Genomic DNA, 25,118 nt, shown 5'->3' with positions numbered 1-25,118 from the left:
GCGGGTGAACCCGCTCCTACAGGTTCATCACCGCCTGTAAGGGTGGTGCTCTACCTGTGGGAGCGGGTTCACCCGCGAAGAGGCAGGCACAGGCATTCAGGCAACCTCAGCGCCCGCCCATGATCGCAATGTAATCCTGGGTCCAGCGGCTATACGGCACGAACTTGCCGCCCTGGGCCTGCGGGGTTTTCCAGAAGGCGATCTTGTCGAAGTTGTCGAAACCGTTGGTCTTGCAGCCCTCGGCCCCCAGCAGCTCGTTGCCGGTGCAGGCCGCCGGCACCGCCGGCAACGAACCGAACCAGGCCGCCACGTCACCCTGGACTTTCGGCTGCAGCGACCAGTCCATCCATTTGTAGGCACAGTTGGGGTGCTTGGCCTCGCTGTGCAGCATGGTGGTGTCGGCCCAGCCGGTCGCGCCTTCCTTGGGAATGGTCGAGGCCACGGGCTGCTTTTCGGCTTTGAGGCCATTGACCATGTAGCCCCAGGAGCTGGAGGCAACCACGCCTTCGTTCTTCACGTCGCTCATCTGCACCGTGGCGTCATGCCAGTAGCGGTGGATCAGCGGTTGCTGCTGGCGCAGCAGCTCCAGCACGGCCTTGTACTGGGCCTCGTTGAGTTGGTACGGGTCCTGGATGCCCAGCTCCGGCTTGGCGGTTTTCAGGTACAGCGCCGCATCGGCGATGTAGATCGGCCCGTCGTAGGCCTGCACGCGCCCCTTGTTCGGCTTGCCGTCGGGCAGGTTCTGCGGTTCGAACAGCACACCCCAACTGGTGGGCGCCTGCTTGAACACCTCGGTGTTGTACAACAGCACGTTCGGCCCCCACTGGTACGGGGTGCCGTAGACCTGCTTGTCGACCACGTACCAGCCGCCATTCTGCAAGCGCGGGTCGATGTTCTTCCAGTTGGGGATCAACGCGGTATTGATCGGCTGCACCCGCTTGCCTGCGATCAGCCGTAACGAGGCATCACCCGAAGCAGTGACCAGATCGTAGCCGCCCTTGGTCATCAGGCTGACCATCTCGTCCGAGGTGGCGGCGGTCTTGACGCTGACCTTGCAGCCGGTTTCCTTCTCGAAACCGGTGACCCAGTCGTAGGCCTTGTCGCTTTCACCGCGCTCGATGTAGCCCGGCCAGGCGACGATGTCCAGGCGCCCTTCGCCAGGGCCCAGGGCCTTGGGCGGTTCGGCAGCCTGCAGGCTGGCGCTGGCGAGCACGGCACCGGTCATGGCGCCGAGCAATGCGGTCTTGTGCACTGACATGGTGTTCCCTCTTCTTGGAGATCTTGTTCGGGGCAGTCATCAAGCAAGCCGTGAAGCGTTTGTTATCAGCGTAGTGCGTGGGCGCGGGGTGTTGGCGATATCGAGTCTAGTTGGCTTTTTGCCAGCCAATGCAACATCCGGAAGCAAATCCACAGTGGCGTGCGTTTTGCCAAGCCTTACTCTGGCGTATGAATTTTCTTGCGTGGAGACCTGTGAATGAACACCCGCAACCTGCTCGATCAGCTTCTCAAGTCCGGCCAGCAGCTGCTCGAAAAACAGGGGGCTGCCGGTAAGCCCGGCAGCACTGCCGGCGGGCTTGGCGGGCTGTTGTCCGGCGCCGGTGGTGGTTTGTTGGGTGGCGGCGCCCTGGGCCTGTTGCTGGGCAGCAAGAAGGCCCGCAAGTATGGCGGCAAGGCGCTGACTTACGGTGGCCTGGCCGCGCTGGGCGTCTTGGCCTACAAAGCCTATGGCAACTGGCAGGCCAACCAGCGGCTGGCCGCCAGCGAGCCCCGCACCGTCGACCGCCTGCCGCCGGCCCAGGCCGAACAGCACAGCCAGGCCGTGCTGCGGGCACTGGTGGCGGCGGCCAAGTCCGATGGCCACATCGACGAGCGCGAGCGGGCGCTGATCGAGGGCGAGTTCAGCCGCCTGGACAGCGACCATGAACTGCAGCACTGGCTGCATGACGAGTTGAACAAGCCGTTGGACCCGGCCGAAGTGGCCCGGGCTGCGCAAACGCCGGAAATGGCCGCCGAGATGTACCTGGCGAGCGTGATGATGGTCGATCAGGAAAACTTCATGGAGCGCGCCTACCTGGACGAGCTGGCCCGCCAGCTGCGCCTGGACCCGGGCCTGCGCCAGGAGCTGGAAAGCCAGGCTCGGCTTGCAGCAGGCTGATATCGAGCGGATGGGGCTGCACACGCGCAGCTCCAATGGCCTGTCTAGCGCGCGCCTTCCATTCAGCCGCAAAAGCGGCGGACGCCTGAGCTATACTTCGGCGATTTTTCCCGCTCGTTGCGAATTCCTGAGGGCTGAATGTGAAGAACTGGACCTTGCGCCAACGGATCCTGGCAAGTTTCGCCGTGATCATCGCCATCATGCTGCTGATGATCGTGGCCGCCTACTCGCGGTTGGTGGCCATCGAAGTGGCCGAAGAGGCGGTGGGGAGCGACAGCATTCCAGGGGTTTACTACAGCTCGATGATCCGCAGCGCCTGGGTCGACAGCTATGTCACCAGCCAGCAACTGGTGGGCCTGTCCAACCGCCGCGAAATCACCTCGGCCGACATGGAACTGTTCAAAGGTTTCGAGGATCGTCTGAAGCAGCACATGGTGAGTTACCAGGCCACGATCCTGACCAAGGACGACCAGACCCGCTTCGATTCCTTCGTGCAACTCGAAGAAAACTACATGAAGATCGTTGGCCAGGTACTGGACGCCTACCGTCAGCATGACTACGACGGTGCCCAGCGGCTGATCAACGAGGTGCTCACCCCGACCTGGGTGGATGGGCGCAAGCACCTGACCGAAGTCATCGAGGAGAATCGGGCCTCGGCCGAAGCCGCCACCAACGACATCGTCAATGCCGTGAGCACGGCCAAGGGCAGCATGGTGGTTTCGCTGTTGCTGGCAATCATCGTTGCGGGCATTTGCGGGCTGCTGTTGATGCGTGCCATTTCGGCGCCCATGCAGCGCATTGTGCATGCCCTCGACAAACTGCGCTCAGGCGACCTGAGCATGCGCCTGAGCCTGGAGCGCAAGGACGAATTCGGTGCCATCGAAAGCGGTTTCAACGAAATGGCCGAGGCCTTGGCCAACCTGGTAGCCCAGGCCCAGCGCTCGTCGGTACAGGTGACCACCTCGGTGACCGAGATTGCCGCCACTTCCAAGCAACAGCAGGCCACTGCCACCGAAACGGCCGCCACCACCACGGAAATTGGTGCCACTTCGCGGGAAATCGCCGCCACCTCGCGCGACCTGGTGCGCACCATGACCGAAGTGACCTCGGCTGCGGACCAGGCTTCCAGCCTGGCCGGTTCCGGCCAGCAGGGCCTGGCGCGAATGGAAGAAACCATGCACCAGGTGATGGGCGCCGCTGACCTGGTCAATGCCAAGCTGGCCATCCTCAATGAAAAGGCCAGCAACATCACCCAGATGGTCGTGACCATCGTCAAGGTCGCCGACCAGACCAACCTGTTGTCGCTCAACGCCGCCATCGAGGCGGAGAAGGCCGGTGAATATGGCCGCGGCTTTGCCGTGGTCGCCACCGAAGTGCGTCGCCTGGCCGACCAGACCGCCGTGGCCACCTACGACATCGAGCAAATGGTACGCGAGATCCAGTCGGCCGTATCGGCTGGGGTCATGGGCATGGACAAGTTCTCCGAAGAAGTGCGCCGCGGCATGTTCGAGGTGCAGCAGGTGGGCGAGCAACTGAGCCAGATCATCCACCAGGTGCAGGCCCTGGCGCCGCGCGTGCTGATGGTCAACGAAGGCATGCAGGCCCAGGCCACCGGGGCCGAGCAGATCAACCAGGCGCTGGCCCAGCTCAGCGATGCCAGCACCCAGACGGTCGAGTCGCTGCGCCAGGCCAGTTTCGCCATCGATGAGCTGAGCCAGGTGGCCGCTGGCCTGCGTGGCGGCGTGTCGCGCTTCAAAGTCTGACGGCGATGAACGACATGCAACCGCGTGCTGCGCGGGAAAACAACGCCAAGGGGGTGTTGTACCTGCAGTTTCGCATTCAGGAACAGCGCTTCGCCCTGAGCGTGCACGAGGTGATCGAAGTGCTGCCGCGCCAGCCGCTCAAGCCGATCGCCCAGGCGCCTGGCTGGGTCGCGGGCGTCCTTGCATACCGTGGCCAACTGGTGCCGGTGGTCGACCTGGCGGCGTTGAGCTTTGGCCAGCCGGCCGCGCAACGCACCAGTACCCGGCTGGTGCTGGTGCACTATCGAGGTGGCCTGCAGCTTGGCCTGATCCTGGAGCAGGCCACCGAAACCCTGCGCTGCCACCCCGACGAGTTCCAGCCCTATGGCGTGGACAGTGCTGAAGCCGCGTACCTGGGGCCGGTGCGTCAGGATGAGCAGGGCTTGCTGCAGCGCATCGAGGTCAACGACTTGCTGCCCGACGTCGTACACCAGTTGTTGTACCCGGGCGAGCCGACAGGGATGCCGACATGAACGAACAGCGTTTCTTCCGCTTCCTGCGCGAACGTATCGGCCTGGACGTGGAGTCGGTTGGGGCGTCCATGGTCGAGCGTGCGCTGCGCCAGCGTTGCGTGGCCGTGAATGCCACCGACCTGGACGATTACTGGCTGCGCCTGCAGCAATCGATGGAAGAGCAACAGGCGCTGATCGAGGCCGTCATCGTCCCGGAAACCTGGTTCTTCCGTTACCCTGAATCCTTCACCGCCTTGGCCAGCCTGGCTCACAAGCGCCTGGCCGAGCTTGCCGGGGCGCGCCCGCTGCGCTTGCTCAGCCTGCCATGCTCGACCGGCGAGGAACCCTATTCGTTGGCCATGGCCTTGCTCGACGCTGGTATTGCGCCGGGTGCGTTCCTGATCGATGGCATGGACATCAGCCCCAGTTCGGTGGCCAAGGCCGGGCAGGCCGTATACGGGCGCAATGCCTTCCGTGGCAGCGACCTGAGCTTTCGCGAGCGTTATTTCGATGCTGTCGATGAAGGCCACCAGCTCCATCAACGGGTGCGTGAACAGGTCAACCTGCAGGTGGGCAATGTGCTCGACCCGGCGCTGAGCAGCCGCGATGGCCTGTATGACTTCGTGTTTTGCCGCAACCTGCTGATCTATTTCGATCTGGCAACCCAGCAACGGGTGTTCGAGGTGCTCAAGCGCCTGCTGCACCCGCAGGGCGTGTTGTTCATCGGCCCGGCCGAAGGCAGCCTGCTGGCGCGGCTGGGTATGCGCCCATTGGGCATTGCCCAGTCATTCGCCTACGTGCGCCACGAGGGTAGTGACGCCGCGCAGGTTGCAGCTCCGGCCCTGCCGACGCGCCGCCGGTTGCCAGCACAGCCAACGCCAGGCTATTCGCTGCCAAGTGCCGCGTTGCCACGGCCAGTGCGCGTGCTGCCCGCGGCCGTCAGGCCAGCGCCGGTGCGCGAGCACAAGGGCGAGCAGGCGAGCGAGGTCCTGGCCAGCATTGCCCGGCTTGCCAATGCCGGCGCCAGCGAGCGGGCCCGTGCCGAATGCCAGCGCTACCTCGCCCAGTTCGCGCCTTCGGCGCAGGTGTACTACTGGCTGGGGCTGCTCAGCGATACCGAGGGCGATGCGCAGCAGGCACTGAGTCACTATCGCAAGGCGCTGTACCTGGAGCCGCAGCACCCCGAGGCACTGGTGCATCTGGCGGCCTTGCTGGCGGCCCAGGGCGACCTGGCCGGTGCCCGGCGCCTGCAGGAGCGGGCCGCGCGGGTGGGGCGGGAGTCTGAACGATGAAAGGTGAGTCCGCGATGCAACTGCTCGCCGAAGATGATGCACACGTCGACGACTGCTGGAACCGCATAGGGGTACATGGCGACAAGCAATGCCCGTTGCTGGCGCGGCACGTGCACTGCCGAAACTGTGAGGTATATGCCGCCGCCGCCACACGCCTGCTCGACCGCTACACGTTGATGGACAATCACCAGGCAGCGCAGGCCGCTCCTGCCGAGGAAGCCTCGGGTGTTTCGATGCTGCTGTTCCGCCTGGGGGAAGAGTGGCTGGCGCTGGCCACTGCCAGCCTGGCCGAAATCGCCCCTTTGCAGGCGGTGCATTCACTGCCGCACCAGCGTTCGCGGGTGCTGCAGGGCGTGGCCAACGTGCGTGGTGCGCTGGTGCCGTGCCTGTCGCTGGCCGACCTGTTGGGGGTACAACCCGGCAGCGCCGAGCAACGTGGCGGCCGGGCGACGCCACGCATGCTGATCCTGGCCGCCGATGGCGGGCCGGTGGTGATGGCGGTCGAGGAAATCGACGGCATTCACCGGCTCGACCCGCAACTGCTCGACAGCGGCCAGGATGCCACCCGTTTCACCGCAGCGGTGCTGCAATGGCGGGGCCGCAGCGTGCGGGTGCTGGACGATCAACATTTACTGTCTGCCGTGCAGCGGAGCCTGTCATGACCCCAGAGCAAATGCGCGACGCATCGTTGCTCGAGCTGTTCAGCCTGGAGGCCGAGGCACAGACCCAGGTGCTCAGTGCCGGCTTGATGGCGCTGGAGCGCAACCCTACCCAGGCCGACCAGCTCGAGGCCTGCATGCGTGCTGCCCACTCGCTGAAGGGGGCGGCGCGGATCGTTGGCGTGGACGCGGGTGTCAGCGTCGCCCATGTCATGGAAGACTGCCTGGTAGCCGCCCAGGAGGGGCGCCTGTACCTGACCGCCGAGCATATCGATGCCTTGCTGCAAGGTACCGACCTGCTGATGCGCATCGCCACGCCTGGGGATACCGGGGCGCAGGCGATCCTGCCGGTGTTCCTCGCGCAAATGGCCTGCCTGCTCGAGCCTGGGAACGCGGCCATGCCTGCCGTGCCGCCCGGCGTCCCGGCACTGCCGCAGGTGCCAGCGCCTGCCCAGCAGGCCGAGCCTGTGCCGCTGCCCGCCGCTTTCCTCGAACCAGACCCCGAGCCCGAGCCGATGTCGCGCCGCAAGGCGGGCAAGCGTGCCGGCGACGGTGCGGAACGGGTGCTGCGGGTAACAGCCGACCGCCTCAACAGCCTGCTCGACCTGTCCAGCAAGTCGCTGGTGGAAACCCAGCGGCTCAAGCCTTACCTGGCCACCCTGCAGCGCCTCAAGCGCATGCACGGCCAAGGCATGCAGGCGCTCGATGGCCTGCGCATGCAACTGGAGGACAGTGGCCAGAGCAGCGAGGTGCTCGAAGCCTTGGCGCAGACCCAGCGCCTGCTGGCGGAAACCCAGCAGATCCTGCAGCAGCAGGCTGCCGACCTGGATGAGTTCGTCTGGCAGGCCAGCCAGCGCGCACAACTGTTGTACGACACGGCGCTGGCCTGCAGGATGCGGCCGTTTGCCGATGTATTGGCCGGCCAGAGCCGCATGGTCCGCGACCTTGGACGGTCGCTGGGCAAGCCGGTGCGGTTGCTGGTGGAAGGGGAAAAGACCCAGGTCGACCGTGATGTGCTGGAAAAGCTCGAAGCACCGCTGACCCATCTGTTGCGCAACGCGGTCGACCATGGCATCGAACTGCCCGAGCGGCGCCTGCTGGCGGGCAAGCCGGAGGAGGGCGTGATCCGCCTGCGCGCCTCGCACCAGGCCGGCATGCTCAGCCTGGAGCTGATCGACGATGGTGCCGGCATCGACCTCGAACGCCTGCGCAGCAGCATCGTCGAACGCGCCCTGTCACCTGCCGACACCGTGGCGCGGATGAGCGAGGCGGAGTTGCTGACGTTCCTGTTCCTGCCCGGGTTCAGCCTGCGCGACACGGTCACCGAGGTCTCCGGGCGCGGGGTCGGCCTGGATGCCGTGCAGCACATGATCCGTGAGCTGCGCGGCTCCATCGAGCTGACCCAGACAGCCGGGCAGGGCTGCCGTTTCCACCTGCAGGTACCGTTGACCCTGTCGGTGGTGCGCAGCCTGGTGGTCGAGGTGGGCGGCGAGGCCTACGCCTTCCCGCTCGCCCACATCGAACGCACGCTGGACGTGGCTGCCGAAGAGATCGTGCAGATCGAAGGGCGCCAGCACTTCTGGCACGAAGGCCGGCATATCGGCCTGGTCGCAGCCAGCCAGTTGCTCAACCGCCCGGCCGGGCAGGCCGAGGAAAGCCGGCTGCGGGTGGTGGTGATTCGGGAGCGCGAGCAACTGTACGGCGTGGCCGTGGAACGGCTGGTGGGCGAGCGGGTGCTGGTGGTGATGCCACTCGATCCGCGGCTGGGCAAGGTGCAGGACATTTCTTCCGGCGCCCTGCTCGACGATGGCTCGGTGGTGCTGATCATCGATGTCGAGGACTTGTTGCGCTCACTGGACAAACTGCTCAGCACCGGCAGCCTGGAACGCATCGCGCGCGGCAGCGGCGGCGCCCGCGGCGTGGTGCGCAAGCGCATTCTGGTGGTCGATGATTCGCTGACCGTGCGTGAACTGCAGCGCAAATTGCTCGGCAACCGTGGCTACGACGTGGCCGTGGCGGTGGATGGCATGGATGGCTGGAACGCCTTGCGTGGCGAGGACTTCGACCTGCTGATCACCGACATCGACATGCCGCGCATGGACGGCATCGAGCTGGTCACCCTGGTGCGCCGCGACCAGCGCCTGCAGTCGCTGCCGGTGATGGTGGTGTCCTACAAGGACCGCGAGGAAGACCGGCGGCGTGGCCTGGATGCTGGCGCCGACTACTATTTGGCAAAGGCCAGTTTCCACGACGATGCGTTGCTGGATGCTGTGGTGGAGCTGATCGGGGGGGCGCAGGGATGAAGATCGCCATCGTCAACGACATGCCCATGGCGGTCGAGGCACTGCGCCGGGTGGTCGCCTTCGAACCTGCGCACGAGGTGATATGGGTGGCCGGTAATGGTGCCGAGGCGGTGCGGCTTTGCGCTGAAGCGTTGCCAGACCTGATCCTTATGGACCTGATCATGCCGGTGATGGACGGCGTCGAGGCGACCCGCAGGATCATGGCCGAAACCCCTTGCGCCATCGTCATCGTGACGGTCGACCGCAAGCAGAACATGCACCGGGTGTTCGAGGCCATGGGCCACGGCGCGCTCGACGTGGTCGACACGCCGGCGCTGGGGGCGGGCGACCCGCGCGAAGCGGCGGCGCCCTTGTTGCGCAAGATCCTCAACATAAGCTGGCTGATCGGTCAGCAGAATGCCCCGGCCACACGCCCGGTCGCCGCGCCTGTGCGGGCCGCGTCGCAGCACCGCGGGCTGGTGGCGATCGGCTCGTCCGCGGGCGGCCCGGCAGCCCTCGAAGTGCTGCTGAAGGGGCTGCCGGCGGCGTTTCCGGCGGCCATCGTGCTGGTCCAGCATGTGGACCAGGTGTTTGCCGCAGGCATGGCCGAATGGCTCAGCAGCGCAGCCGGCCTGCCGGTGCGCCTGGCCCGTCAAGGTGAACCACCGCAGCCCGGCCAGGTGTTGCTGGCCGGCACCAACCACCACATCCGCCTGCTACAGAACGGTCAACTGGCCTACACTGCCGAACCGGTCAATGAGATTTACCGGCCCTCGATCGATGTGTTTTTCGAGAGTGTGGCGCGCTACTGGACCGGCGATGCGGTCGGTGTACTGCTCACCGGCATGGGCCGCGACGGTGCCCAGGGCCTGAAACTGATGCGCCAGCAGGGCTTCCTGACCATTGCCCAGGACCAGGCCAGCAGTGCGGTGTATGGAATGCCCAAAGCTGCTGTGGCCATCGATGCCGCGGTGGAGGTCCGCCCGCTGGAACGCATCGCCGGGCGCTTGATGGAAATTTTTGCAAAATGACGAAGTGTATTGAATCACGCCGCCAGGCCGGTAGTGATCGGGTGAACAGCCATGAATGATTTACCGATCGAAGGTTTCACGACCGCCAACGAGAACTCGGCGATGGTATTGCTGGTCGACGACCAGGCCATGATCGGTGAGGCGGTGCGGCGGGGCCTGGCCAATGAAGAGAACATCGACTTCCACTTCTGCGCCGACCCGCACCAGGCGGTGGCCCAGGCGGTGCGCATCAAGCCCACGGTGATTCTCCAGGACCTGATCATGCCTGGCCTGGACGGGCTGACCCTGGTACGTGAATACCGCAACAACCCGGCGACCCAGGACATCCCGATCATCGTCCTGTCGACCAAGGAAGACCCGCTGGTCAAGAGCGCAGCCTTTGCTGCCGGGGCCAACGACTACCTGGTCAAGCTGCCGGACACCATCGAGCTGGTGGCGCGCATTCGCTACCACTCGCGCTCCTACCTGACCCTGCTGCAGCGCGACGAGGCTTACCGCGCCCTGCGCGTCAGCCAGCAGCAATTGCTCGACTCCAACCTGATGCTGCAGCGGCTGATGAACTCCGATGGCCTGACCGGGTTGTCCAACCGCCGCCACTTCGACGAATACCTGGAGCTGGAATGGCGCCGCGCCATGCGTGAGCAGCAGCAGTTGTCGCTGCTGATGATCGACGTGGACTTCTTCAAGGCCTACAACGACAGCTTCGGCCACCTGGCCGGTGACGAGGCCCTGCGCCAGGTAGCCGAGGCGATCCGCGGCGTGTGCTCGCGGCCGACCGACCTGCCGGCGCGCTACGGTGGCGAGGAGTTCGTCCTGGTATTGCCCAACACCTCGCAGGGTGGAGCACGCCTGGTGGCCGAGAAGCTGCGCCAGACCATATTGGGCCTGGGCATCCCGCACACCGCACCGACGACCGACTCGTACCTGACCGTGAGCATCGGCCTGGCAACCCAGACCCCGGCCATCGGCAGCCATAGCCGGCAGTTGATCTCTGCGGCGGACAAAGGGCTGTATCTGGCGAAAAACAGTGGGCGAAATCAGGTGGGAATTGCTTAGTTGGAGGTCGAGGCAGTACTAACTGCCTCGAATGCTGCGGCTAGGGATATCGTCGAGTTATTTTCTCACCACCGTGTAACTGTCAGACCGGTCGCGATAATCTAACTCGGTGTTGTCTAAAAATTCATACACCAGTCTGTATTCCAAGTAAGCTTCATCAGAAAAAATAGCTTTAGGAATCTTTAGTTCAATCAGTGCTTCGGGCAGATCGGCAGCGTCACCGAGATAATCCGTGCCTCCGAACGTGCCTGCTGAATGCGACGATATCATGAGGATGCATCGTTTGATGCCTTCCACACCTTGGTGTCCAGGGAAGTGAAAAATCGCGACTACGTCCCCTTCGATCTTTCCAAGGTTCAGTATTGACCCCTCCGCATCTCTATAAACGGGCTTCTTGATAGGGCGCGGCAGGTTGTGGGTTTTGAACTTTCTAACGGTTTTCATTGTTGGTTCTCCGAGGCAATGAATAAAGTAAGTCGAGCACGCAATCGAATTTGAATCGCAATTCAGATATGGCGCTACTGGTAAAAATGTCAGGTAAGGTTCATTGCGTCAGGAGCGGGCCAGAGCCTGCGATCGAACAGACCGAAGGGGGAGGACCGACGATGCGAAACCCGCTATACTCGCGGGCTTTTCACCGAATTCGCACGAGGGCCGCTCATCCATGGAAATCCAACCGATCCTGAACACCATCAAGGACCTCACCGAGCGTTCCCAGTCCATTCGGGGGTATCTTTGACTACGATCACAAGCATGACCGCCTGATCGAAGTCAATCGCGAGCTGGAAGACCCCAACGTCTGGAACAAGCCCGAGTACGCCCAGGCCCTGGGCCGCGAGCGTGCCATGCTGGCCCAGGTCGTCGAGACCCTGGACAAGCTGTCCGGTGGCCTGGCCGACTGCCAGGACCTGCTCGACATGGCCGTCGAGGAAAATGACGAAGGCGCCGTCAGCGACGTCGTGACCGAACTGGAAGGCCTGGAAGAAAAACTGGCCCAGCTCGAGTTCCGTCGCATGTTCAGCGGCGAGATGGACATGAACAACGCCTACCTGGACATCCAGGCCGGCTCCGGTGGTACCGAGGCGCAGGACTGGGCCAACATCCTGCTGCGCATGTACCTGCGCTGGGCCGACAAGCGCGGTTTCGACGCCACCATCATCGAGCTTTCCGAAGGTGAAGTCGCCGGCATCAAGGGCGCCACCGTGCACGTCAAGGGCGAGTACGCCTTCGGCTGGCTGCGTACCGAAATCGGTGTGCACCGCCTGGTGCGCAAGAGCCCGTTCGACTCCGGCGCCCGTCGCCACACCTCGTTCTCGGCGGTATTCGTGTCACCCGAGATCGACGACAAGGTCGAGATCGAGATCAACCCGGCCGACCTGCGCATCGACACCTACCGCTCCTCCGGTGCCGGTGGCCAGCACGTGAACACCACCGACTCGGCGGTACGTATCACCCACGTGCCGACCAACACCGTGGTGGCGTGCCAGAACGAACGCTCCCAGCACGCCAACAAGGACACCGCCATGAAAATGCTGCGGGCCAAGTTGTACGAGCTGGAAATGCAGAAGCGCAACGCCGCCTCGCAGGCGCTGGAAGACAGCAAGTCGGACATCGGCTGGGGCCACCAGATCCGCTCCTACGTGCTGGACGACTCGCGCATCAAGGACTTGCGTACCGGTGTCGAGCGCAGCGACTGCCAGAAGGTCCTGGACGGCGACCTCGACCAGTACCTGGAAGCGAGCCTCAAGCAGGGGCTGTAAACCTTACACAACTGCCGCGGTAGCTGGCCTGGGGCCGGTACCGCGTGCCCTGCCCGAAAGGGGCACCGAACAGCTGATGGAAAGAATGACGAAATGAGCGACCTCAAGACCGACGTGCAAGACCTGCAACAGGAAGAAAACGCCCTGATCGCCCTGCGCAAGGAAAAGCTTGCCGCCGAGCGCGCCAAGGGCAACGCCTTCCCCAATGACTTCCGTCGCGACAGCTACTGCAACGACCTGCAGAAACAGTACGCGGACAAGACCAAGGAAGAACTGGAAGCTGCAGCGATTCCGGTCAAGGTCGCTGGTCGCATCATGCTCAACCGGGGCTCGTTCATGGTCATCCAGGACATGACCGGTCGCATCCAGGTCTACGTCAACCGCAAGACCCTGCCGGAAGAAACCCTGGCGGCGGTCAAGACCTGGGACCTGGGCGACATCATCAGCGCCGAAGGTACCCTGGCCCGTTCCGGCAAGGGCGACCTGTACGTCGAAATGACCAACGTGCGCCTGCTGACCAAGTCGCTGCGCCCGCTGCCCGACAAGCACCACGGCCTGACCGACACCGAACAGCGCTACCGCCAGCGTTACGTCGACCTGATGGTCAACGAAGAAACCCGTCACACCTTCCGTGTGCGCTCGCAGGTGATCTCGCACATCCGCAAGTTCCTCATCGAGCGCGACTTCCTCGAAGTCGAGACGCCGATGCTGCAGACCATTCCGGGCGGTGCCGCAGCCAAGCCGTTCGAAACCCACCACAACGCCCTGGACATGGCCATGTTCCTGCGTATCGCGCCGGAGCTGTATCTCAAGCGCCTGGTTGTCGGTGGTTTCGAAAAAGTGTTCGAGATCAACCGCAACTTCCGTAACGAAGGCGTTTCGACTCGGCACAACCCTGAATTCACCATGCTCGAGTTCTACCAGGCCTACGCCGACTATCGCGACAACATGGACCTCACCGAGGAACTGTTCCGCGAACTGGCCCAGCTGGTACTGGGCAGCACCGACGTGCCGTACGGCGACAAGGTCTTCCACTTTGGCGAGCCGTTCGCCCGCCTGTCGGTGTTCGACTCGATCCTCAAATACAACCCGGAACTGACCGCTGCCGACCTGCAGGACGTCGACCGTGCCCGCGAGATCGCCAGGAAGGCCGGTGCCAAGGTGCTGGGCCACGAAGGCCTGGGCAAGCTGCAGGTGATGATTTTCGAAGAGCTGGTCGAGCATAAGCTGGAGCAACCGCACTTCATCACCGAGTACCCGTTCGAAGTGTCGCCGCTGGCCCGTCGCAACGACGATAACCCGGCAGTTACCGACCGTTTCGAGCTGTTCATCGGCGGCCGTGAGATCGCCAACGCCTACTCCGAGCTGAACGATGCCGAAGACCAGGCCGAGCGCTTCCTGGCCCAGGTGGCCGAGAAGGATGCCGGTGACGACGAAGCCATGCACTACGACGCCGATTTCGTGCGTGCCCTGGAATACGGCATGCCGCCGACCGCGGGTGAAGGCATTGGTATCGACCGCCTGGTGATGCTGCTGACCAACTCGCCATCGATCCGCGACGTGATCCTGTTCCCGCACATGCGTCCGCAAGCCTGAGTCAATTGAATCAGCCGCCTTTCGAGGCGGCTTTTTCTTGCCTGAAGCTTTATGTTGTCTGTACCGGCCCTATCTCTGGCTTGCCGATGACAGGGCCGATGCAGGCTGCAGATGACCTGAACCATGAGGTACCCCCCGTGACACCCGCAATGCCTCACCAGGGCGCCGCCGGCATCGCCACCGCCGTCGCCGAAAGCGTGCAATACCAAGGCCGCAAGACTGCCCGCCAGGGCAGCGAACAGCGTCGCCAGCTGATCCTCGACGCCGCCATGCGCATCGTCGTGCGCGACGGCGTGCGCGGGGTGCGCCACCGCGCAGTGGCCGCCGAGGCTGGCGTGCCATTGTCGGCCACCACCTATTACTTCAAGGACATCGAGGACCTGCTCACCGATACCTTCGCCCAGTACGTCGAGCGCAGCGCCGCCTACATGGCCAAGCTGTGGGCCAACACCGAGGTGGTGTTGCGCCAGTTGCTCGCCCAGGGTGACGGCAGCCCGCAGGCGCGGGCACGCCTGGCCGACGAGGTGGCGCGCATGACCGCCGACTACGTACAGCGCCAGCTGTTGAATCGCCGCGACTTCCTGATCGCCGAGCAGGCCTTCCGCCAGGAGGCGCTGCTGTGCCCGCGCCTGGCCGAACTGGTGTGTGCCCATGACCAGATTCTGTTGCATGGCACCCGGCAACTGTTGCAAGTGGTCGGTTCTCGGCAACCGGAACAGGACGCCCAAATGTTGACGGCGATTATCGAGCAGATGGAATATCAGGGCCTGCTCAAGGATGCGAACGCGCAAGCCGATGGGCAGATGCTCGCTATGCTTACCCGATACCTGCAGCTGGTGCTGGCATCGGCGTGAGCCGACTTTTCAAGGAGAACCGGATGAAAGCCTGGCGTGTGGTGCTGTTGACTCTGTCATTCCTGCTGCTGGGCGGTTGTCTGGTGACCTTCCACGAGCCATTGCCCAGCAACCAGGCGGCGCCCAAGGCGCTGCTTGGCAAGTGGAGCAGCAAGGATGCCTGGGGCGAACCACTGAAGCTGGTGATCAGCCGCAGTGGCGGCGATGCCTACAAGGCGGTGGCCACGGCCAAGGGCAAGGCCCCCGAGGAATATGTGTTCACCGTGTCGCGCCACGGCAACCGTTGGTACCTGTCGGCTGGCGTGCCCAAGCGCCTGGGTGGCAACTTCCTGATCGGCGGTTTCGATATCGTCGATGGCAAGGAACTGGTGATCTACAACCTGGATGTCGAGCAGGTGCAGCAGGCGGTGGACAAGAAAGAGCTGATCGGGCGCAGCACCGAAGTGCCGGAAGACAACGGTGATGGCGTGCTGATCGACAGCCCGGCGACGCGGGTGCTGGCGTACCTGGACGACCCGGCCAACTCCGACCTGTTCGTCGAAGTGGCGCGGTTCCAGCGCTCCGGCAAATGACCGTGCTGGCGTCTTCGCGGCTGAAGCCGCTCCCACAGGGTCCGCACCGGTTTCGAGCCTGATGCAGTACCTGTGGGAGCGGCTTTAGCCGCGAAGAGGCCGGTACAGGTTTCTTGTACTAGAAAGGAGTCCCCGGTGGACGAATACCAGCAAACCATTCGTGCCCTGTCCGACCGCATCGTCGCGGCGCAGACCCCGATCCGGGTCCTGGACGCGGTGAAATGGGACGACAACATTCGCCAGGGCTTCCTCAAGGCCAAGGGCAAGGAGCCGCCGGCCGTCGACCATGCCTACTACCAGTCGCGCCCGCTGTCGTTCGATTCCAGTGCGGTCAAAGCCGAGTTCCAGGGGATCGAGCGCGACATCATCCGCCAGCTCGGTCAGTTCAACCCAGTCGGGCAGATCATGAAGCGCATGTGCCGCGAGTACCGCATGGTGATACGCATGCTCGAGGCGCGCGGCACCGAGGACTTCGGCCTGATTTCCCAGGAGCTGTACGGCGCGGCCTCGGATGCCTTCCACGCCGGTGACCCGACCCTGGCCGATCTGGGCCTGATGCTGTCGGACTACCTGAACAACATCGACGGCCGCGGCGACCTCAAGGACGAACCGAAGAACCTCACTGCCAAGGAAGCCGTGGCCATCCTCCAGCGCCGGCTGAACAAAGTGTTCGGCGAAGCTGAGGAAACCATCCGCGTGTTCGAGTCCGACGGTATCGTCGCTGACGCCGCGGCCGGGGCGGACTACATCAAGGTGCGCGCCGACGCCATGTTCAACGCCCGTGACGTGCGCGCCCTGGAGGTGCACGAAGGGCTGGTGCACGTGGGCACCACGCTCAATGGCCTGAACCAGCCGATCTGCACCTTCCTGGCCAAGGGCCCACCCTCGTCGACGGTGACCCAGGAAGGCCTGGCCATCCTCATGGAAGTGATCGCCTTCGCTTCGTACCCCAGCCGCCTGCGCAAGCTCACCAACCGCACCCGCGCCATCCACATGGTCGAGGAGGGTGCTGATTTCATGCAGGTGTACAGCTTCTTCCGCGAGCAGGGCTTCGAAATGGCGCAAAGCTACAGCAACGCCAGCCGGGTGTTCCGGGGCTCGGTGCCCAACGGCCTGCCATTCACCAAGGACTTGTCCTACCTCAAGGGCTTCATCATGGTTTACAACTACATTCAGTTGGCCGTGAAGAAGGGCAAGCTCGAGCAGATCCCGCTGCTGTTCTGCGGCAAGACCACCCTGGAAGACATGCGTACCCTGCGCCAGCTGGTCGAGGAGGGCCTGGTCGAGCCGCCCAAGTACCTGCCTGAACAGTTCCGTGACCTCAACGCGCTGTCAGCCTGGATGTGTTTCTCCAACTTCCTCAACCACCTGAGCCTGGACCGTATTGAAGCCGACTACGCGAACATTCTCTGAGTGCTGCCGCCAGCTGGCCCTGGGCTTGGCCGCACTGGCCCTGGCTGGTTGCAGCAGCTTGCTGTTCTACCCCGAGCGTGGCCAGGCATTCACGCCTGAGCGGGCCAGGCTCGAGTACCGCGATGTCACCCTGACCACGGCCGACGGTATCCGCTTGCACGGCTGGTGGCTGCCGGCCAAGGCCGGGGTCGCGGCCAAGGGTACGGTGCTGCACCTGCATGGCAACGGTGGCAACCTGCCTGGGCACCTGGGCGGCAGCTACTGGCTGCCGGAGCAGGGCTACCAGGTGCTGATGATCGACTATCGCGGCTATGGCCTGTCCCAGGGCGAGCCGAGCCTGCCTGATGTATACCAGGACATTGCTGCGGCCATGGCCTGGCTGGAGCAGGCGCCCGAGGTCAAGGGCAAGCCGCTGGTGCTGCTGGGGCAGAGCCTTGGCGGGGCCATGGCCATCCACTACCTGGCGGCCCATCCCGAGCAGCGCCAGCGCTTCAGCGCCCTGGTGTTCGACGGTGTGCCGGCCAGCTATCGAGCGGTGGGGCGCTTTGCCCTCGGCACTTCCTGGATGACCTGGCCATTGCAGGTGCCGCTGTCGTGGCTGGTGCCGGATGGCGACAGCGCCATCCACTCGATCGAGCAGTTGAGCAGCCCGCCCAAGCTGTTCTTCCACAGTATCGACGACACCCTGGTGCCGATGGACAACGGCATCCGCCTGTACCAGCACGCGCCGCCGCCGCGGGTGCTGCAACTGACCCGAGGGGGCCACGTGCAGACCTTCGCCGACCCGACCTGGCGCCAGGTGATGCTGCGTTTCCTGGACGACCCTGCCCATTTCAACGGCCTGCGGCGGCTGGCCGAAGTGCCCAACTACCCTGACGAGAAAAACAAGCAATGAGTGAAGAACGCAACGCCATCCCGCTGATCCTGACCGGCATCGGCAGCATCATCGTGACGGTGGGGGCCTTGTGGTATTACGGTTACCTGCATTTCGCCAAGCCCGAAGATGCCCTGTTGCTGCAGGACTTCACCATGCTCAAGACCGTCCCCGGCGAGGACTACAAGGTTTCGCTGGAGCCGGCACCACAGGTGGCGCAGTGCGTGGACGGGGTGCTGGTGCTGTTCGACACTCAGCAGAAAGGCCTGACCGGCGTGCTGGTCGACAACCGCAAGCGCGCGGTGCGTTGCATGGGCGAAGAAACCCCGCAACAGGTGCAGTGATCCTCGATCTTCATTGCCTGTGCTGGCCTGTTCGCGGGCACGCCCGCTCCCACAGGGATCGCGCAAAGCTCGAAACTGGCGCCGTACCTATGGGAGCGGGCGTGCCCGCGAACAGGCCAGTTCAGGCAAAAGAAAGCCCCACTTCGATCGCGGGGCTTGTCAGTTCAGCTAGCCAGCCTTACTGCTGCAGCTGGCTCACCGAACGCGGGGCCACCGGCTGGTTGTCGTTGGAGATGGTCACCTCCACCCGACGGTTCTGCGCACGCCCCGAGTTGCTCGAGTTGTCCGCTACCGGGTACTCCTTGCCATAACCCTGGGAAACGATGCGCGCCGGATCGACGCCGGCACGCACCAGCGCCATGCGCACGCTGTTGGCGCGGCGTTCGGACAGGGTCTGGTTGTAGCTGGCCGAGCCAACGCTGTCGGTATAACCCTCGACGATCACCTTGCGCTCCGGGTTTTCCTGGAGGAACTGCGCCAGCTTGGTGATGTTCGGGTAGGCGTTGCTCTTGAGTTCGGCCTTGTTGAAGTCGAACAGCACGTCGCCGAAGGTGACCAGTGTGCCACGGTCGGTCTGCTTGGCGTTGAGGCTTTCCTGCAGCTTGGCGATCTGCGCATCGCGGGCGTCCAGCTTGGCCTGGGCGCGCTGCGCCGAGGCGTTCTTCAGCTCACCTTCGGCAGTTCGCAGGGCGATGGTCTGCTTGGCCACCTCGACACGCTGGTTGGTCAGGTAGGCCAGCTGGTCGACCTTCTGCTCGTCTTCACGCTCCATGTAGGCCTTGTCGGCCTTGTTCAGCCAATCCTGGGCGTCCTTGGTTTCCAGCGCCGCGACCTTGCTCGACTGCGGGTCGCTCTGCAGCGCGGAGAAGTTGCTGCGGGCCGCTTCCAGGTTGGCATTCGGGTCGTGCGAGCAGGCAGCGAGGCCGACGCTCAGGGCCAGCAGGGCGGGAATCATGACGTGGTTGCGCATAGTGTTCATCCTTTGATCGTGTGCGAAGGCAGAGGTAGGCGGTGCAGGGCTCACTGAGCGCTGCGCAGGCCTTCCTCACGGACGTCCTGAACGCCCTGGCGGGCATCCTGCACGGCCTTCTGGGCCTTGGCCGCCTGCGCCTTGCGTTCGGCGAGGCGTGCGTCCCACTCGGCCTGCTCGGCCAGGCGCCTGGCTTCGTCGTACTTCTTGTCGTGCATGGCGATTTCGGCCTGCTTGAACTTGTCCTGAGCCGCTTTCATTTCCACGGCGGCGAACTCGGTGCCGCCAGCGCTGACGGCAGAGTTCACGGCAGACTGGGTAACCGCATACTGCTCGGTCGGCGGGTTGCCTGCACAGCCGGCCAGGACCAGGCTACTGCCCAGGGCCAGCGCGGCCAGCCTGAGCCCGCGCACCTGCGTGGATGACGGTTGGCAAATGCGGGTTGTCTTGATGGTCAGTTCCATTGGATCACTCCTGTTTACGACGTTGTCCGTAGCAGTCCATCGCTATTCCCTGACAGCTCCGCGCGCTTCAGCTCAACGGTGCACAACGCCGGTGTGCAGGGTTTTAGCGTGATGGCTATTGGCTGTGACTGAGTCGTTTTTCGGATAGTTCAGAAAAAAGTGCCGTTTACAGGTAACTATTTCTGACTGATCGGTCAGCGCTGGCGTGACCGGAACTTTCCCTTGCCGCTGCGGTATTCCGGGCCTTGCCTGGCCCGGAACAGGCTGCAGGCGGTCATTCTTCGCGGTCGGCAGCGGGGCTGTTCAAGGTGTGCAGATGCTGCCGTGACAGGGAGAGAAAGCGCGGGGTAGGGCCGATGTCCTCGTACAACGGGTCGCCTTCCTCGTCGGTGGCGATGACCTGCGGGCCTTGCACATAGGGGAAGCTGGCTTCCAGCTCTTCGAGGGCAGCAGCGACCAGCTCACCGAGCAGTTCCTCTGCAGTGCGCTTGGGGTACATGTCGATCAGCGCGGCCAGGCGCGCTTCGGATTCCAGGTCCAGGTGCAGGACATGGCCGGTGCGGCTAAGGGGGCCGGCGGCATTCTGTTCCCAGTGCTGGGCAAGTTCACGGATTTTCATGATGACCTCTGTTTGCGCCTGCTGGTTTGCATGGCATGGGAGTGCTGTGCTTTCACTTTAGTTTGCTTTGCATGGCCACGGCTTGCCATTGCCGCCCGGCTATGGGCACTCTTCGGCAGAGGAGCCCACAGCTGCGGCGGAGAAAGGCCAATGACCGATATCGATGTGCGTTTGCGAGAAGATGTCCATGTGCTGGGCGAGCTGCTTGGCGAAACCATTCGCCAGCAGCATGGCGAGGCGTTCCTGCAGAAGATCGAGGACATCCGCCACAGTGCCAAGGCCGACCGCCGCGGCGCTGCCGAACAACTGAGTTCGACCCTGGCGGACCTGGCCGAGGCGGACCTGCTGCCGGTGGCCAGGGCCTTCAACCAGTTCCTCAACCTGGCCAACATGGCCGAGCAGTACCAGCTGATCCGCCGCCGCGATGCCGATCAGCCCGAGCCGTTCGAGGCCCGGGTGCTGCCCGAGTTGCTGGCGCGCCTGAAACAGGCGGGCCACGGTAACGATGCCTTGGCCCGGCAGCTGGCCAAGCTCGATATCCAGCTGGTGCTCACCGCGCACCCCACCGAGGTGGCACGCCGTACCCTGATCCAGAAGTACGACGCGATTGCCGGCCAGCTGGCCGCCCAGGACCACCGCGACCTGACCACAGGCGAACGCCAGCAGGTGCGCGAGCGCCTGCGCCGGCTGATCGCCGAAGCCTGGCACACCGAGGAAATCCGCCGCACCCGGCCGACACCGGTGGACGAGGCCAAGTGGGGCTTCGCGGTGATCGAGCATTCACTGTGGCACGCCATTCCCAGCCACCTGCGCAAGGTCGACAAGGCCTTGCTGGAGGCCACCGGCCTGCGCCTGCCGCTGGAAGCCGCACCGATCCGCTTCGCCTCGTGGATGGGCGGCGACCGCGATGGCAACCCCAACGTGACCGCAGCGGTCACCCGTGAAGTGCTGTTGCTGGCCCGCTGGATGGCCGCCGACCTGTTCCTGCGCGACATCGATGCACTGGCCTCGGAGTTGTCCATGCAGCAGGCCAATGCGGCCCTGCGCGAGCGGGGCGGCGACAGCGCCGAACCCTACCGGGCCGTGCTCAAGCAGTTGCGCGAGCGCCTGCGGGCGACCCGGGCCTGGGCGCATGCGGCGTTGGCCGGCAGCCAGCCGGCGGGTGCCGACGTGCTGGTGGACAACCGCGATCTGATCGCGCCGCTGGAGCTGTGCTACCAGTCCCTGCATGAATGCGGCATGGGTGTGATCGCCGAAGGCCCGCTGCTCGATTGCCTGCGCCGCGCCGTTACCTTCGGCCTGTTCCTCGGCCGCCTGGACGTGCGCCAGGACGCTGCCCGCCACCGTGATGCGCTGAGCGAAATTACCGACTACCTGGGTCTGGGCCGTTATGCCGACTGGGATGAAGAGCAGCGTATCGCCTTCCTCCAGGCTGAGCTGAACAACCGCCGGCCCCTGTTGCCCGCGCACTTCCGGCCGCAGGCGGATACCGCCGAGGTGTTGGCCACCTGCCGGGAAATCGCCGCCGCGCCAGCGGCCTCGCTGGGCTCTTACGTCATCTCGATGGCCGGTGCCGCCTCGGATGTGCTGGCGGTGCAACTGCTGCTCAAGGAAGCCGGGCTGACCCGGCCCATGCGCGTGGTGCCGTTGTTCGAGACCTTGGCTGACCTCGACAACGCAGGCCCGGTGATGCAGCGCCTGCTTGGCCTGCCGGGCTATCGCGCCGGGTTGCGCGGGCCGCAGGAAGTGATGATCGGCTATTCCGACTCGGCCAAGGACGCCGGTACCACCGCAGCGGCCTGGGCGCAGTACCGGGCCCAGGAAGAGCTGGTGCGGATCTGCACCGAGCACCAGGTCGAGCTGTTGCTGTTCCATGGCCGCGGCGGCACGGTTGGCCGCGGCGGTGGCCCGGCTCATGCGGCCATCCTGTCGCAGCCACCGGGGTCGGTGGCGGGGCGTTTCCGCACCACCGAGCAGGGCGAGATGATCCGCTTCAAGTTCGGTTTGCCGGGCATCGCCGAGCAGAATCTCAACCTGTACCTGGCCGCCGTGCTCGAAGCCACCTTGTTGCCGCCACCGCCGCCGCAGCCGGCCTGGCGCGAGGTGATGGACCAGCTGGCCGCCGATGGCGTCAAGGCCTATCGCAGCGTGGTGCGCGACAACCCCGATTTCGTCGAGTACTTCCGCCAGGCGACGCCGGAGCAGGAGCTCGGGCGCCTGCCGCTGGGTAGCCGCCCGGCCAAGCGCCGCGCCGGTGGCATCGAAAGCCTGCGGGCGATCCCGTGGATCTTCGGCTGGACCCAGACCCGCCTGATGCTGCCGGCCTGGCTGGGCTGGGAAACGGCGCTGAGCAACGCCCTGGCCCGCGGACAGGGCGAACTGCTGGCGCAGATGCGCGAGCAATGGCCGTTCTTCCGTACCCGCATCGACATGCTCGAGATGGTGCTGGCCAAGGCCGACGCGCAGATCGCCGAGGCCTACGACGAACGTCTAGTGCAACCGCACTTGCTGCCTTTGGGGGCGCACCTGCGCGACCTATTGTCGCAGTCATGCCAGGTGGTGCTGGGCCTGACGGGGCAGCCGGTGCTACTGGCGCACAGCCCCGAGACGCTGGAATTCATCCGCCTGCGCAACACCTACCTGGACCCGCTGCACCGCCTGCAGGCCGAGTTGCTGGCCCGCTCGCGCAGCCGCGAAGCCGCTCTGGACAGCCCGTTGGAGCAGGCCTTGCTGGTCACGGTGGCGGGGATTGCGGCGGGCCTGCGCAATACCGGCTGAGGGTCGGCGCAGGGTAGCCCGGGTGCATGCCAGGCACGGCATGCATCGGCACGAGGAGGCCGGTTGCGCCGGGCGCAACCGCCTCCCAGGCAAGCCGTAGGTGGCGCATTCCTGCAACTTTGGGACGCTTGTCTGGCTGCCGGGCGCTGTGTATCTTGAGCAGCCTTCTGACCGATTTATGGTCATACCCGATTTTCCGGACTTGGCCCTGGTCGCCGAATCCATTGAATTTCATAAAAAAATTTGAGGAGCACGAGATGCGCGTAATTCTGCTGGGAGCTCCCGGGGCCGGTAAAGGTACTCAGGCAAAGTTCATCACCGAAAAGTTCGGTATCCCCCAGATTTCCACCGGTGACATGCTGCGTGCCGCCGTCAAGGCCGGTACCCCGCTGGGCCTGGAACTGAAGAAAGTCATGGATGCCGGTCAGCTGGTCTCCGACGAGTTGATCATCAGCCTGGTCAAGGAGCGCATCGCCCAGCCTGATTGCGCCAAGGGCTGCCTGTTCGACGGCTTCCCGCGCACCATCCCGCAGGCCGAAGCCATGGTCGCTGCCGGTGTCGACATCGACGCCGTGGTCGAAATCGCCGTGGACGACGAGGAAATCGTCGGCCGCATGGCAGGCCGCCGCGTGCACCTGGCCTCGGGCCGCACCTACCACATTCAGTACAACCCGCCGAAGGTGGAAGGCAAGGACGACGAGACTGGCGAAGACCTGATCCAGCGCGACGACGACAAGGAAGAAACCGTTCGCCATCGCCTGTCGGTCTACCACAGCCAGACCAAGCCGCTGGTGGACTTCTACCAGAAGCTGTCTGCTGCCAATGACGGCAAGCCGAAGTACAGCCACATCGAAGGCGTCGGTTCGGTCGAAGCCATCACCGCCAAGGTCCTGGCAGCCCTGAGCTGATCAGCGCCTGACGCACCCGACCACGGCCCGCTTGCGGGCCGTGGTCGTTTTGGGGCCGCACAGCGGCCCTTTAGGGACACGACGCCGCCACTGTTCTATACTGCCGCTCTTTTTTCTTCGCACTTGGAAACCTGTTCGATGACCACCCTGCTGGCCCTGGATACCGCCACCGAAGCCTGTTCCGTCGCGCTGCTGCATGACGGCAAGGTAACCAGCCATTACGAGGTGATCCCGCGCATGCATGCGCAGAAGCTGCTGCCGATGATCAAGCAGTTGCTGGCTGACGCTGGCGTGGCCCTGAATGCGCTGGATGCCATCGCCTTTGGCCGCGGCCCGGGTGCGTTCACCGGTGTGCGTATCGCGATTGGCGTGGTCCAGGGCCTGGCCTTCGCCCTGCAGCGCCCGGTGTTGCCGGTGTCCAACCTGGCCGCCCTGGCCCAGGGCGCCTTGCGCGAGCAAGGCGTGCAGCAGGTGGCTGCCGCCATCGATGCGCGCATGGACGAGGTGTACTGGGGGTGCTACCAGGCCACGGCGGGCGAAATGCGCCTGGTCGGCCACGAAGCGGTGTTGCCACCCGAGCAGGTGGCGCTGCCTGTGGACAGCAGTGGCGAGTGGTTCGGTGCCGGTACCGGCTGGGGCTATGCCGAGCGTCTGGCGGTGCAAGTGGCGGCCAGCAATGCCAGCGCCTTGCCCAACGCCCTGGATATCCTCGGCCTGGCCAGCTTCGCCTGGGCGCGCGGGGAGGCGATCGCCGCCGACCAGGCGCAACCGGTGTACCTGCGCGACAACGTGGCGACACCGAAAAAATCCTGAGTGCTGTTCGTCGGTTAGCGCCCACAGCCGAAAACCTTTTGCGCGATCTGTGGTCCAGTTATCACTCGAGCATTAGCGATGGATTCCTGATGCTGCTAAATTGCCATCATCGATCCTGAGTGCTGATGCCATGCGTATCGACGGTTTTACCCCGCAGTCCTACCCGCTCAAGCGCATGCCACGCAAGGCTGCAGTGCGTGACGAGGCCATCGAAGATGCCGAGCTGGTGGAGGAGGCGGAAGCTACCCCGCAGGAAGCCACTGCACGCCGCCGTAGCGGTGGCCTGCCGGCCCGCCAGCAGGACATGATCTTCCCCCGTGCCCGCGATCGTCGCACCGCCACGGCGCTGGCCAGCTACCTGAGTACTGCCGGTTTTACCGACTGGGACATGGATGTACTGGGGCTGGACCTGTACATTTGAGGG

24 protein-coding genes are annotated in these 25,118 nt (G+C 64.4%); 19 read left to right on the top strand and 5 right to left on the bottom strand.

Going from position 1 to position 25,118, the window contains the following annotated elements; all coding sequences use genetic code 11:
• Window positions 1–106 precede the first annotated feature (106 nt).
• Window positions 107–1,258: a putative ABC transporter substrate-binding protein YdcS gene (gene ydcS, locus HU760_RS18905; protein ID WP_186673067.1), complete on the bottom strand. Its 1,152-nt coding sequence runs from the start codon at window positions 1,256–1,258 to the stop codon at window positions 107–109.
• Window positions 1,259–1,474: 216 nt separating this feature from the next.
• Between ydcS and HU760_RS18900 the strand changes: the two genes are divergently transcribed.
• The 8 genes from HU760_RS18900 (at window position 1,475) to wspR (ending at window position 10,729) form a co-directional block, all read left to right on the top strand.
• Window positions 1,475–2,155: a tellurite resistance TerB family protein gene (locus tag HU760_RS18900; RefSeq protein WP_186673065.1), complete on the top strand. Its 681-nt coding sequence runs from the start codon at window positions 1,475–1,477 to the stop codon at window positions 2,153–2,155.
• A 140-nt stretch (window positions 2,156–2,295) separates the two neighbouring features.
• On the top strand, window positions 2,296–3,918 hold the full coding sequence (locus HU760_RS18895) for a methyl-accepting chemotaxis protein (protein WP_186673063.1): 1,623 nt from the start codon (window positions 2,296–2,298) through the stop codon (window positions 3,916–3,918).
• A gap of 5 nt (window positions 3,919–3,923) precedes the next feature.
• Window positions 3,924–4,430 (top strand): chemotaxis protein CheW, encoded by a 507-nt coding sequence (locus tag HU760_RS18890; RefSeq protein ID WP_186673061.1) that lies wholly within the window; start codon window positions 3,924–3,926, stop codon window positions 4,428–4,430.
• Window positions 4,427–5,701 (top strand): CheR family methyltransferase, encoded by a 1,275-nt coding sequence (locus tag HU760_RS18885; protein WP_186673059.1) that lies wholly within the window; start codon window positions 4,427–4,429, stop codon window positions 5,699–5,701. Before HU760_RS18890 ends, HU760_RS18885 begins: the two co-directional genes overlap by 4 nt.
• On the top strand, window positions 5,698–6,363 hold the full coding sequence (locus HU760_RS18880) for a chemotaxis protein CheW (protein WP_186673057.1): 666 nt from the start codon (window positions 5,698–5,700) through the stop codon (window positions 6,361–6,363). The genes HU760_RS18885 and HU760_RS18880 overlap by 4 nt, the downstream gene beginning before the upstream one ends.
• Window positions 6,360–8,663, top strand: coding sequence for a hybrid sensor histidine kinase/response regulator (locus HU760_RS18875; RefSeq protein ID WP_186673055.1), 2,304 nt, complete (start codon window positions 6,360–6,362; stop codon window positions 8,661–8,663). Before HU760_RS18880 ends, HU760_RS18875 begins: the two co-directional genes overlap by 4 nt.
• A complete protein-coding gene (locus HU760_RS18870; RefSeq protein ID WP_186673053.1) occupies window positions 8,660–9,673 on the top strand; it encodes a chemotaxis response regulator protein-glutamate methylesterase in 1,014 nt (337 codons plus the stop codon). Before HU760_RS18875 ends, HU760_RS18870 begins: the two co-directional genes overlap by 4 nt.
• 51 nt (window positions 9,674–9,724) lie before the next feature.
• Complete coding sequence (gene wspR, locus HU760_RS18865; protein ID WP_186673051.1) at window positions 9,725–10,729, top strand: Wsp signal transduction system regulator diguanylate cyclase WspR; 1,005 nt, start codon at window positions 9,725–9,727, stop codon at window positions 10,727–10,729.
• Between the two features lie 57 nt (window positions 10,730–10,786).
• Here wspR and HU760_RS18860 read toward each other — a convergent pair whose 3' ends face one another.
• Window positions 10,787–11,173, bottom strand: a complete 387-nt coding sequence (locus HU760_RS18860; RefSeq protein ID WP_186673050.1) for a hypothetical protein — start codon at window positions 11,171–11,173, stop codon at window positions 10,787–10,789.
• A gap of 220 nt (window positions 11,174–11,393) precedes the next feature.
• On the opposite strand from HU760_RS18860, the gene prfB reads away from it, so the two are divergent.
• The 7 genes from prfB to HU760_RS18825 all read left to right on the top strand — a co-directional run bounded on the left by prfB (window position 11,394) and on the right by HU760_RS18825 (window position 18,142).
• Window positions 11,394–12,489, top strand: a protein-coding gene (gene prfB / locus HU760_RS18855) for a peptide chain release factor 2 (protein ID WP_186673048.1) whose coding sequence is annotated in 2 segments (ribosomal slippage) — window positions 11,394–11,465 and window positions 11,467–12,489 — 1,095 coding nt in all. Because the reading frame shifts where the segments join, the coding sequence is not laid out codon by codon here.
• Window positions 12,490–12,582: 93 nt separating this feature from the next.
• On the top strand, window positions 12,583–14,085 hold the full coding sequence (lysS, locus tag HU760_RS18850; protein ID WP_186673045.1) for a lysine--tRNA ligase: 1,503 nt from the start codon (window positions 12,583–12,585) through the stop codon (window positions 14,083–14,085).
• 149 nt (window positions 14,086–14,234) lie between these two features.
• Window positions 14,235–14,939 (top strand): TetR/AcrR family transcriptional regulator, encoded by a 705-nt coding sequence (locus HU760_RS18845; RefSeq protein WP_186674038.1) that lies wholly within the window; start codon window positions 14,235–14,237, stop codon window positions 14,937–14,939.
• A gap of 23 nt (window positions 14,940–14,962) precedes the next feature.
• Complete coding sequence (locus HU760_RS18840) at window positions 14,963–15,511, top strand: hypothetical protein (protein ID WP_186673043.1); 549 nt, start codon at window positions 14,963–14,965, stop codon at window positions 15,509–15,511.
• Window positions 15,512–15,646: 135 nt separating this feature from the next.
• Entirely contained in the window at window positions 15,647–16,924 is a 1,278-nt protein-coding gene (locus HU760_RS18835) for a flavohemoglobin expression-modulating QEGLA motif protein (protein ID WP_186673041.1), read from the top strand.
• Complete coding sequence (locus HU760_RS18830) at window positions 16,896–17,819, top strand: alpha/beta hydrolase (protein ID WP_186673032.1); 924 nt, start codon at window positions 16,896–16,898, stop codon at window positions 17,817–17,819. The genes HU760_RS18835 and HU760_RS18830 overlap by 29 nt, the downstream gene beginning before the upstream one ends.
• Entirely contained in the window at window positions 17,816–18,142 is a 327-nt protein-coding gene (locus tag HU760_RS18825; protein ID WP_186673024.1) for a PA3694 family proteiin, read from the top strand. Before HU760_RS18830 ends, HU760_RS18825 begins: the two co-directional genes overlap by 4 nt.
• 178 nt (window positions 18,143–18,320) lie before the next feature.
• Here HU760_RS18825 and lptF read toward each other — a convergent pair whose 3' ends face one another.
• The 3 genes from lptF to HU760_RS18810 all read right to left on the bottom strand — a co-directional run bounded on the left by lptF (window position 18,321) and on the right by HU760_RS18810 (window position 20,195).
• Window positions 18,321–19,112 carry a lipotoxin F family OmpA-related lipoprotein LptF gene (gene lptF, locus HU760_RS18820; protein ID WP_186673022.1) on the bottom strand — a complete coding sequence of 264 codons (792 nt, stop codon included), beginning with the start codon at window positions 19,110–19,112 and terminating at the stop codon, window positions 18,321–18,323.
• A gap of 50 nt (window positions 19,113–19,162) precedes the next feature.
• On the bottom strand, window positions 19,163–19,576 hold the full coding sequence (locus HU760_RS18815; protein WP_186673020.1) for a DUF4398 domain-containing protein: 414 nt from the start codon (window positions 19,574–19,576) through the stop codon (window positions 19,163–19,165).
• A gap of 274 nt (window positions 19,577–19,850) precedes the next feature.
• Window positions 19,851–20,195 carry a pilin assembly protein gene (locus HU760_RS18810; protein ID WP_186673018.1) on the bottom strand — a complete coding sequence of 115 codons (345 nt, stop codon included), beginning with the start codon at window positions 20,193–20,195 and terminating at the stop codon, window positions 19,851–19,853.
• A gap of 150 nt (window positions 20,196–20,345) precedes the next feature.
• Between HU760_RS18810 and ppc the strand changes: the two genes are divergently transcribed.
• From ppc to HU760_RS18790, 4 genes are all read left to right on the top strand, one after another.
• On the top strand, window positions 20,346–22,973 hold the full coding sequence (gene ppc, locus HU760_RS18805) for a phosphoenolpyruvate carboxylase (protein WP_186673016.1): 2,628 nt from the start codon (window positions 20,346–20,348) through the stop codon (window positions 22,971–22,973).
• A 257-nt stretch (window positions 22,974–23,230) separates the two neighbouring features.
• Window positions 23,231–23,881 (top strand): adenylate kinase, encoded by a 651-nt coding sequence (gene adk / locus HU760_RS18800; RefSeq protein WP_186673015.1) that lies wholly within the window; start codon window positions 23,231–23,233, stop codon window positions 23,879–23,881.
• A 138-nt stretch (window positions 23,882–24,019) separates the two neighbouring features.
• Window positions 24,020–24,694: a tRNA (adenosine(37)-N6)-threonylcarbamoyltransferase complex dimerization subunit type 1 TsaB gene (gene tsaB, locus HU760_RS18795; protein WP_186673013.1), complete on the top strand. Its 675-nt coding sequence runs from the start codon at window positions 24,020–24,022 to the stop codon at window positions 24,692–24,694.
• A 130-nt stretch (window positions 24,695–24,824) separates the two neighbouring features.
• Window positions 24,825–25,115, top strand: coding sequence for a hypothetical protein (locus tag HU760_RS18790; RefSeq protein WP_186673011.1), 291 nt, complete (start codon window positions 24,825–24,827; stop codon window positions 25,113–25,115).
• Window positions 25,116–25,118 lie beyond the last annotated feature (3 nt).

Origin of the sequence: Pseudomonas oryzicola, from assembly GCF_014269185.2 — a bacterium.
Taxonomy (GTDB): domain Bacteria; phylum Pseudomonadota; class Gammaproteobacteria; order Pseudomonadales; family Pseudomonadaceae; genus Aquipseudomonas; species Aquipseudomonas oryzicola.
The sequence above is the reverse complement of the archived record's forward strand: the minus strand, read 5'-3'. Positions and strand labels throughout refer to the sequence as shown.

Bases quoted from the DNA above. Each gene is read 5' to 3' on its own strand.
- adk (WP_186673015.1), top strand. From the start codon at position 23,231: ATGCGCGTAATTCTGCTGGGAGCTCCCGGGGCCGGTAAAGGTACTCAG.
- HU760_RS18840 (WP_186673043.1), top strand. From the start codon at position 14,963: ATGAAAGCCTGGCGTGTGGTGCTGTTGACTCTGTCATTCCTGCTGCTG.
- HU760_RS18875 (WP_186673055.1), top strand. From the start codon at position 6,360: ATGACCCCAGAGCAAATGCGCGACGCATCGTTGCTCGAGCTGTTCAGC.
- lysS (WP_186673045.1), top strand. From the start codon at position 12,583: ATGAGCGACCTCAAGACCGACGTGCAAGACCTGCAACAGGAAGAAAAC.
- HU760_RS18900 (WP_186673065.1), top strand. From the start codon at position 1,475: ATGAACACCCGCAACCTGCTCGATCAGCTTCTCAAGTCCGGCCAGCAG.
- HU760_RS18890 (WP_186673061.1), top strand. From the start codon at position 3,924: ATGAACGACATGCAACCGCGTGCTGCGCGGGAAAACAACGCCAAGGGG.
- lptF (WP_186673022.1), bottom strand. From the start codon at position 19,112: ATGCGCAACCACGTCATGATTCCCGCCCTGCTGGCCCTGAGCGTCGGC.
- ppc (WP_186673016.1), top strand. From the start codon at position 20,346: ATGACCGATATCGATGTGCGTTTGCGAGAAGATGTCCATGTGCTGGGC.
- HU760_RS18885 (WP_186673059.1), top strand. From the start codon at position 4,427: ATGAACGAACAGCGTTTCTTCCGCTTCCTGCGCGAACGTATCGGCCTG.
- tsaB (WP_186673013.1), top strand. From the start codon at position 24,020: ATGACCACCCTGCTGGCCCTGGATACCGCCACCGAAGCCTGTTCCGTC.
- HU760_RS18815 (WP_186673020.1), bottom strand. From the start codon at position 19,576: ATGGAACTGACCATCAAGACAACCCGCATTTGCCAACCGTCATCCACG.
- HU760_RS18810 (WP_186673018.1), bottom strand. From the start codon at position 20,195: ATGAAAATCCGTGAACTTGCCCAGCACTGGGAACAGAATGCCGCCGGC.
- HU760_RS18870 (WP_186673053.1), top strand. From the start codon at position 8,660: ATGAAGATCGCCATCGTCAACGACATGCCCATGGCGGTCGAGGCACTG.
- HU760_RS18825 (WP_186673024.1), top strand. From the start codon at position 17,816: ATGAGTGAAGAACGCAACGCCATCCCGCTGATCCTGACCGGCATCGGC.
- wspR (WP_186673051.1), top strand. From the start codon at position 9,725: ATGAATGATTTACCGATCGAAGGTTTCACGACCGCCAACGAGAACTCG.
- HU760_RS18860 (WP_186673050.1), bottom strand. From the start codon at position 11,173: ATGAAAACCGTTAGAAAGTTCAAAACCCACAACCTGCCGCGCCCTATC.
- HU760_RS18845 (WP_186674038.1), top strand. From the start codon at position 14,235: ATGCCTCACCAGGGCGCCGCCGGCATCGCCACCGCCGTCGCCGAAAGC.
- ydcS (WP_186673067.1), bottom strand. From the start codon at position 1,258: ATGTCAGTGCACAAGACCGCATTGCTCGGCGCCATGACCGGTGCCGTG.
- HU760_RS18790 (WP_186673011.1), top strand. From the start codon at position 24,825: ATGCGTATCGACGGTTTTACCCCGCAGTCCTACCCGCTCAAGCGCATG.
- HU760_RS18880 (WP_186673057.1), top strand. From the start codon at position 5,698: ATGAAAGGTGAGTCCGCGATGCAACTGCTCGCCGAAGATGATGCACAC.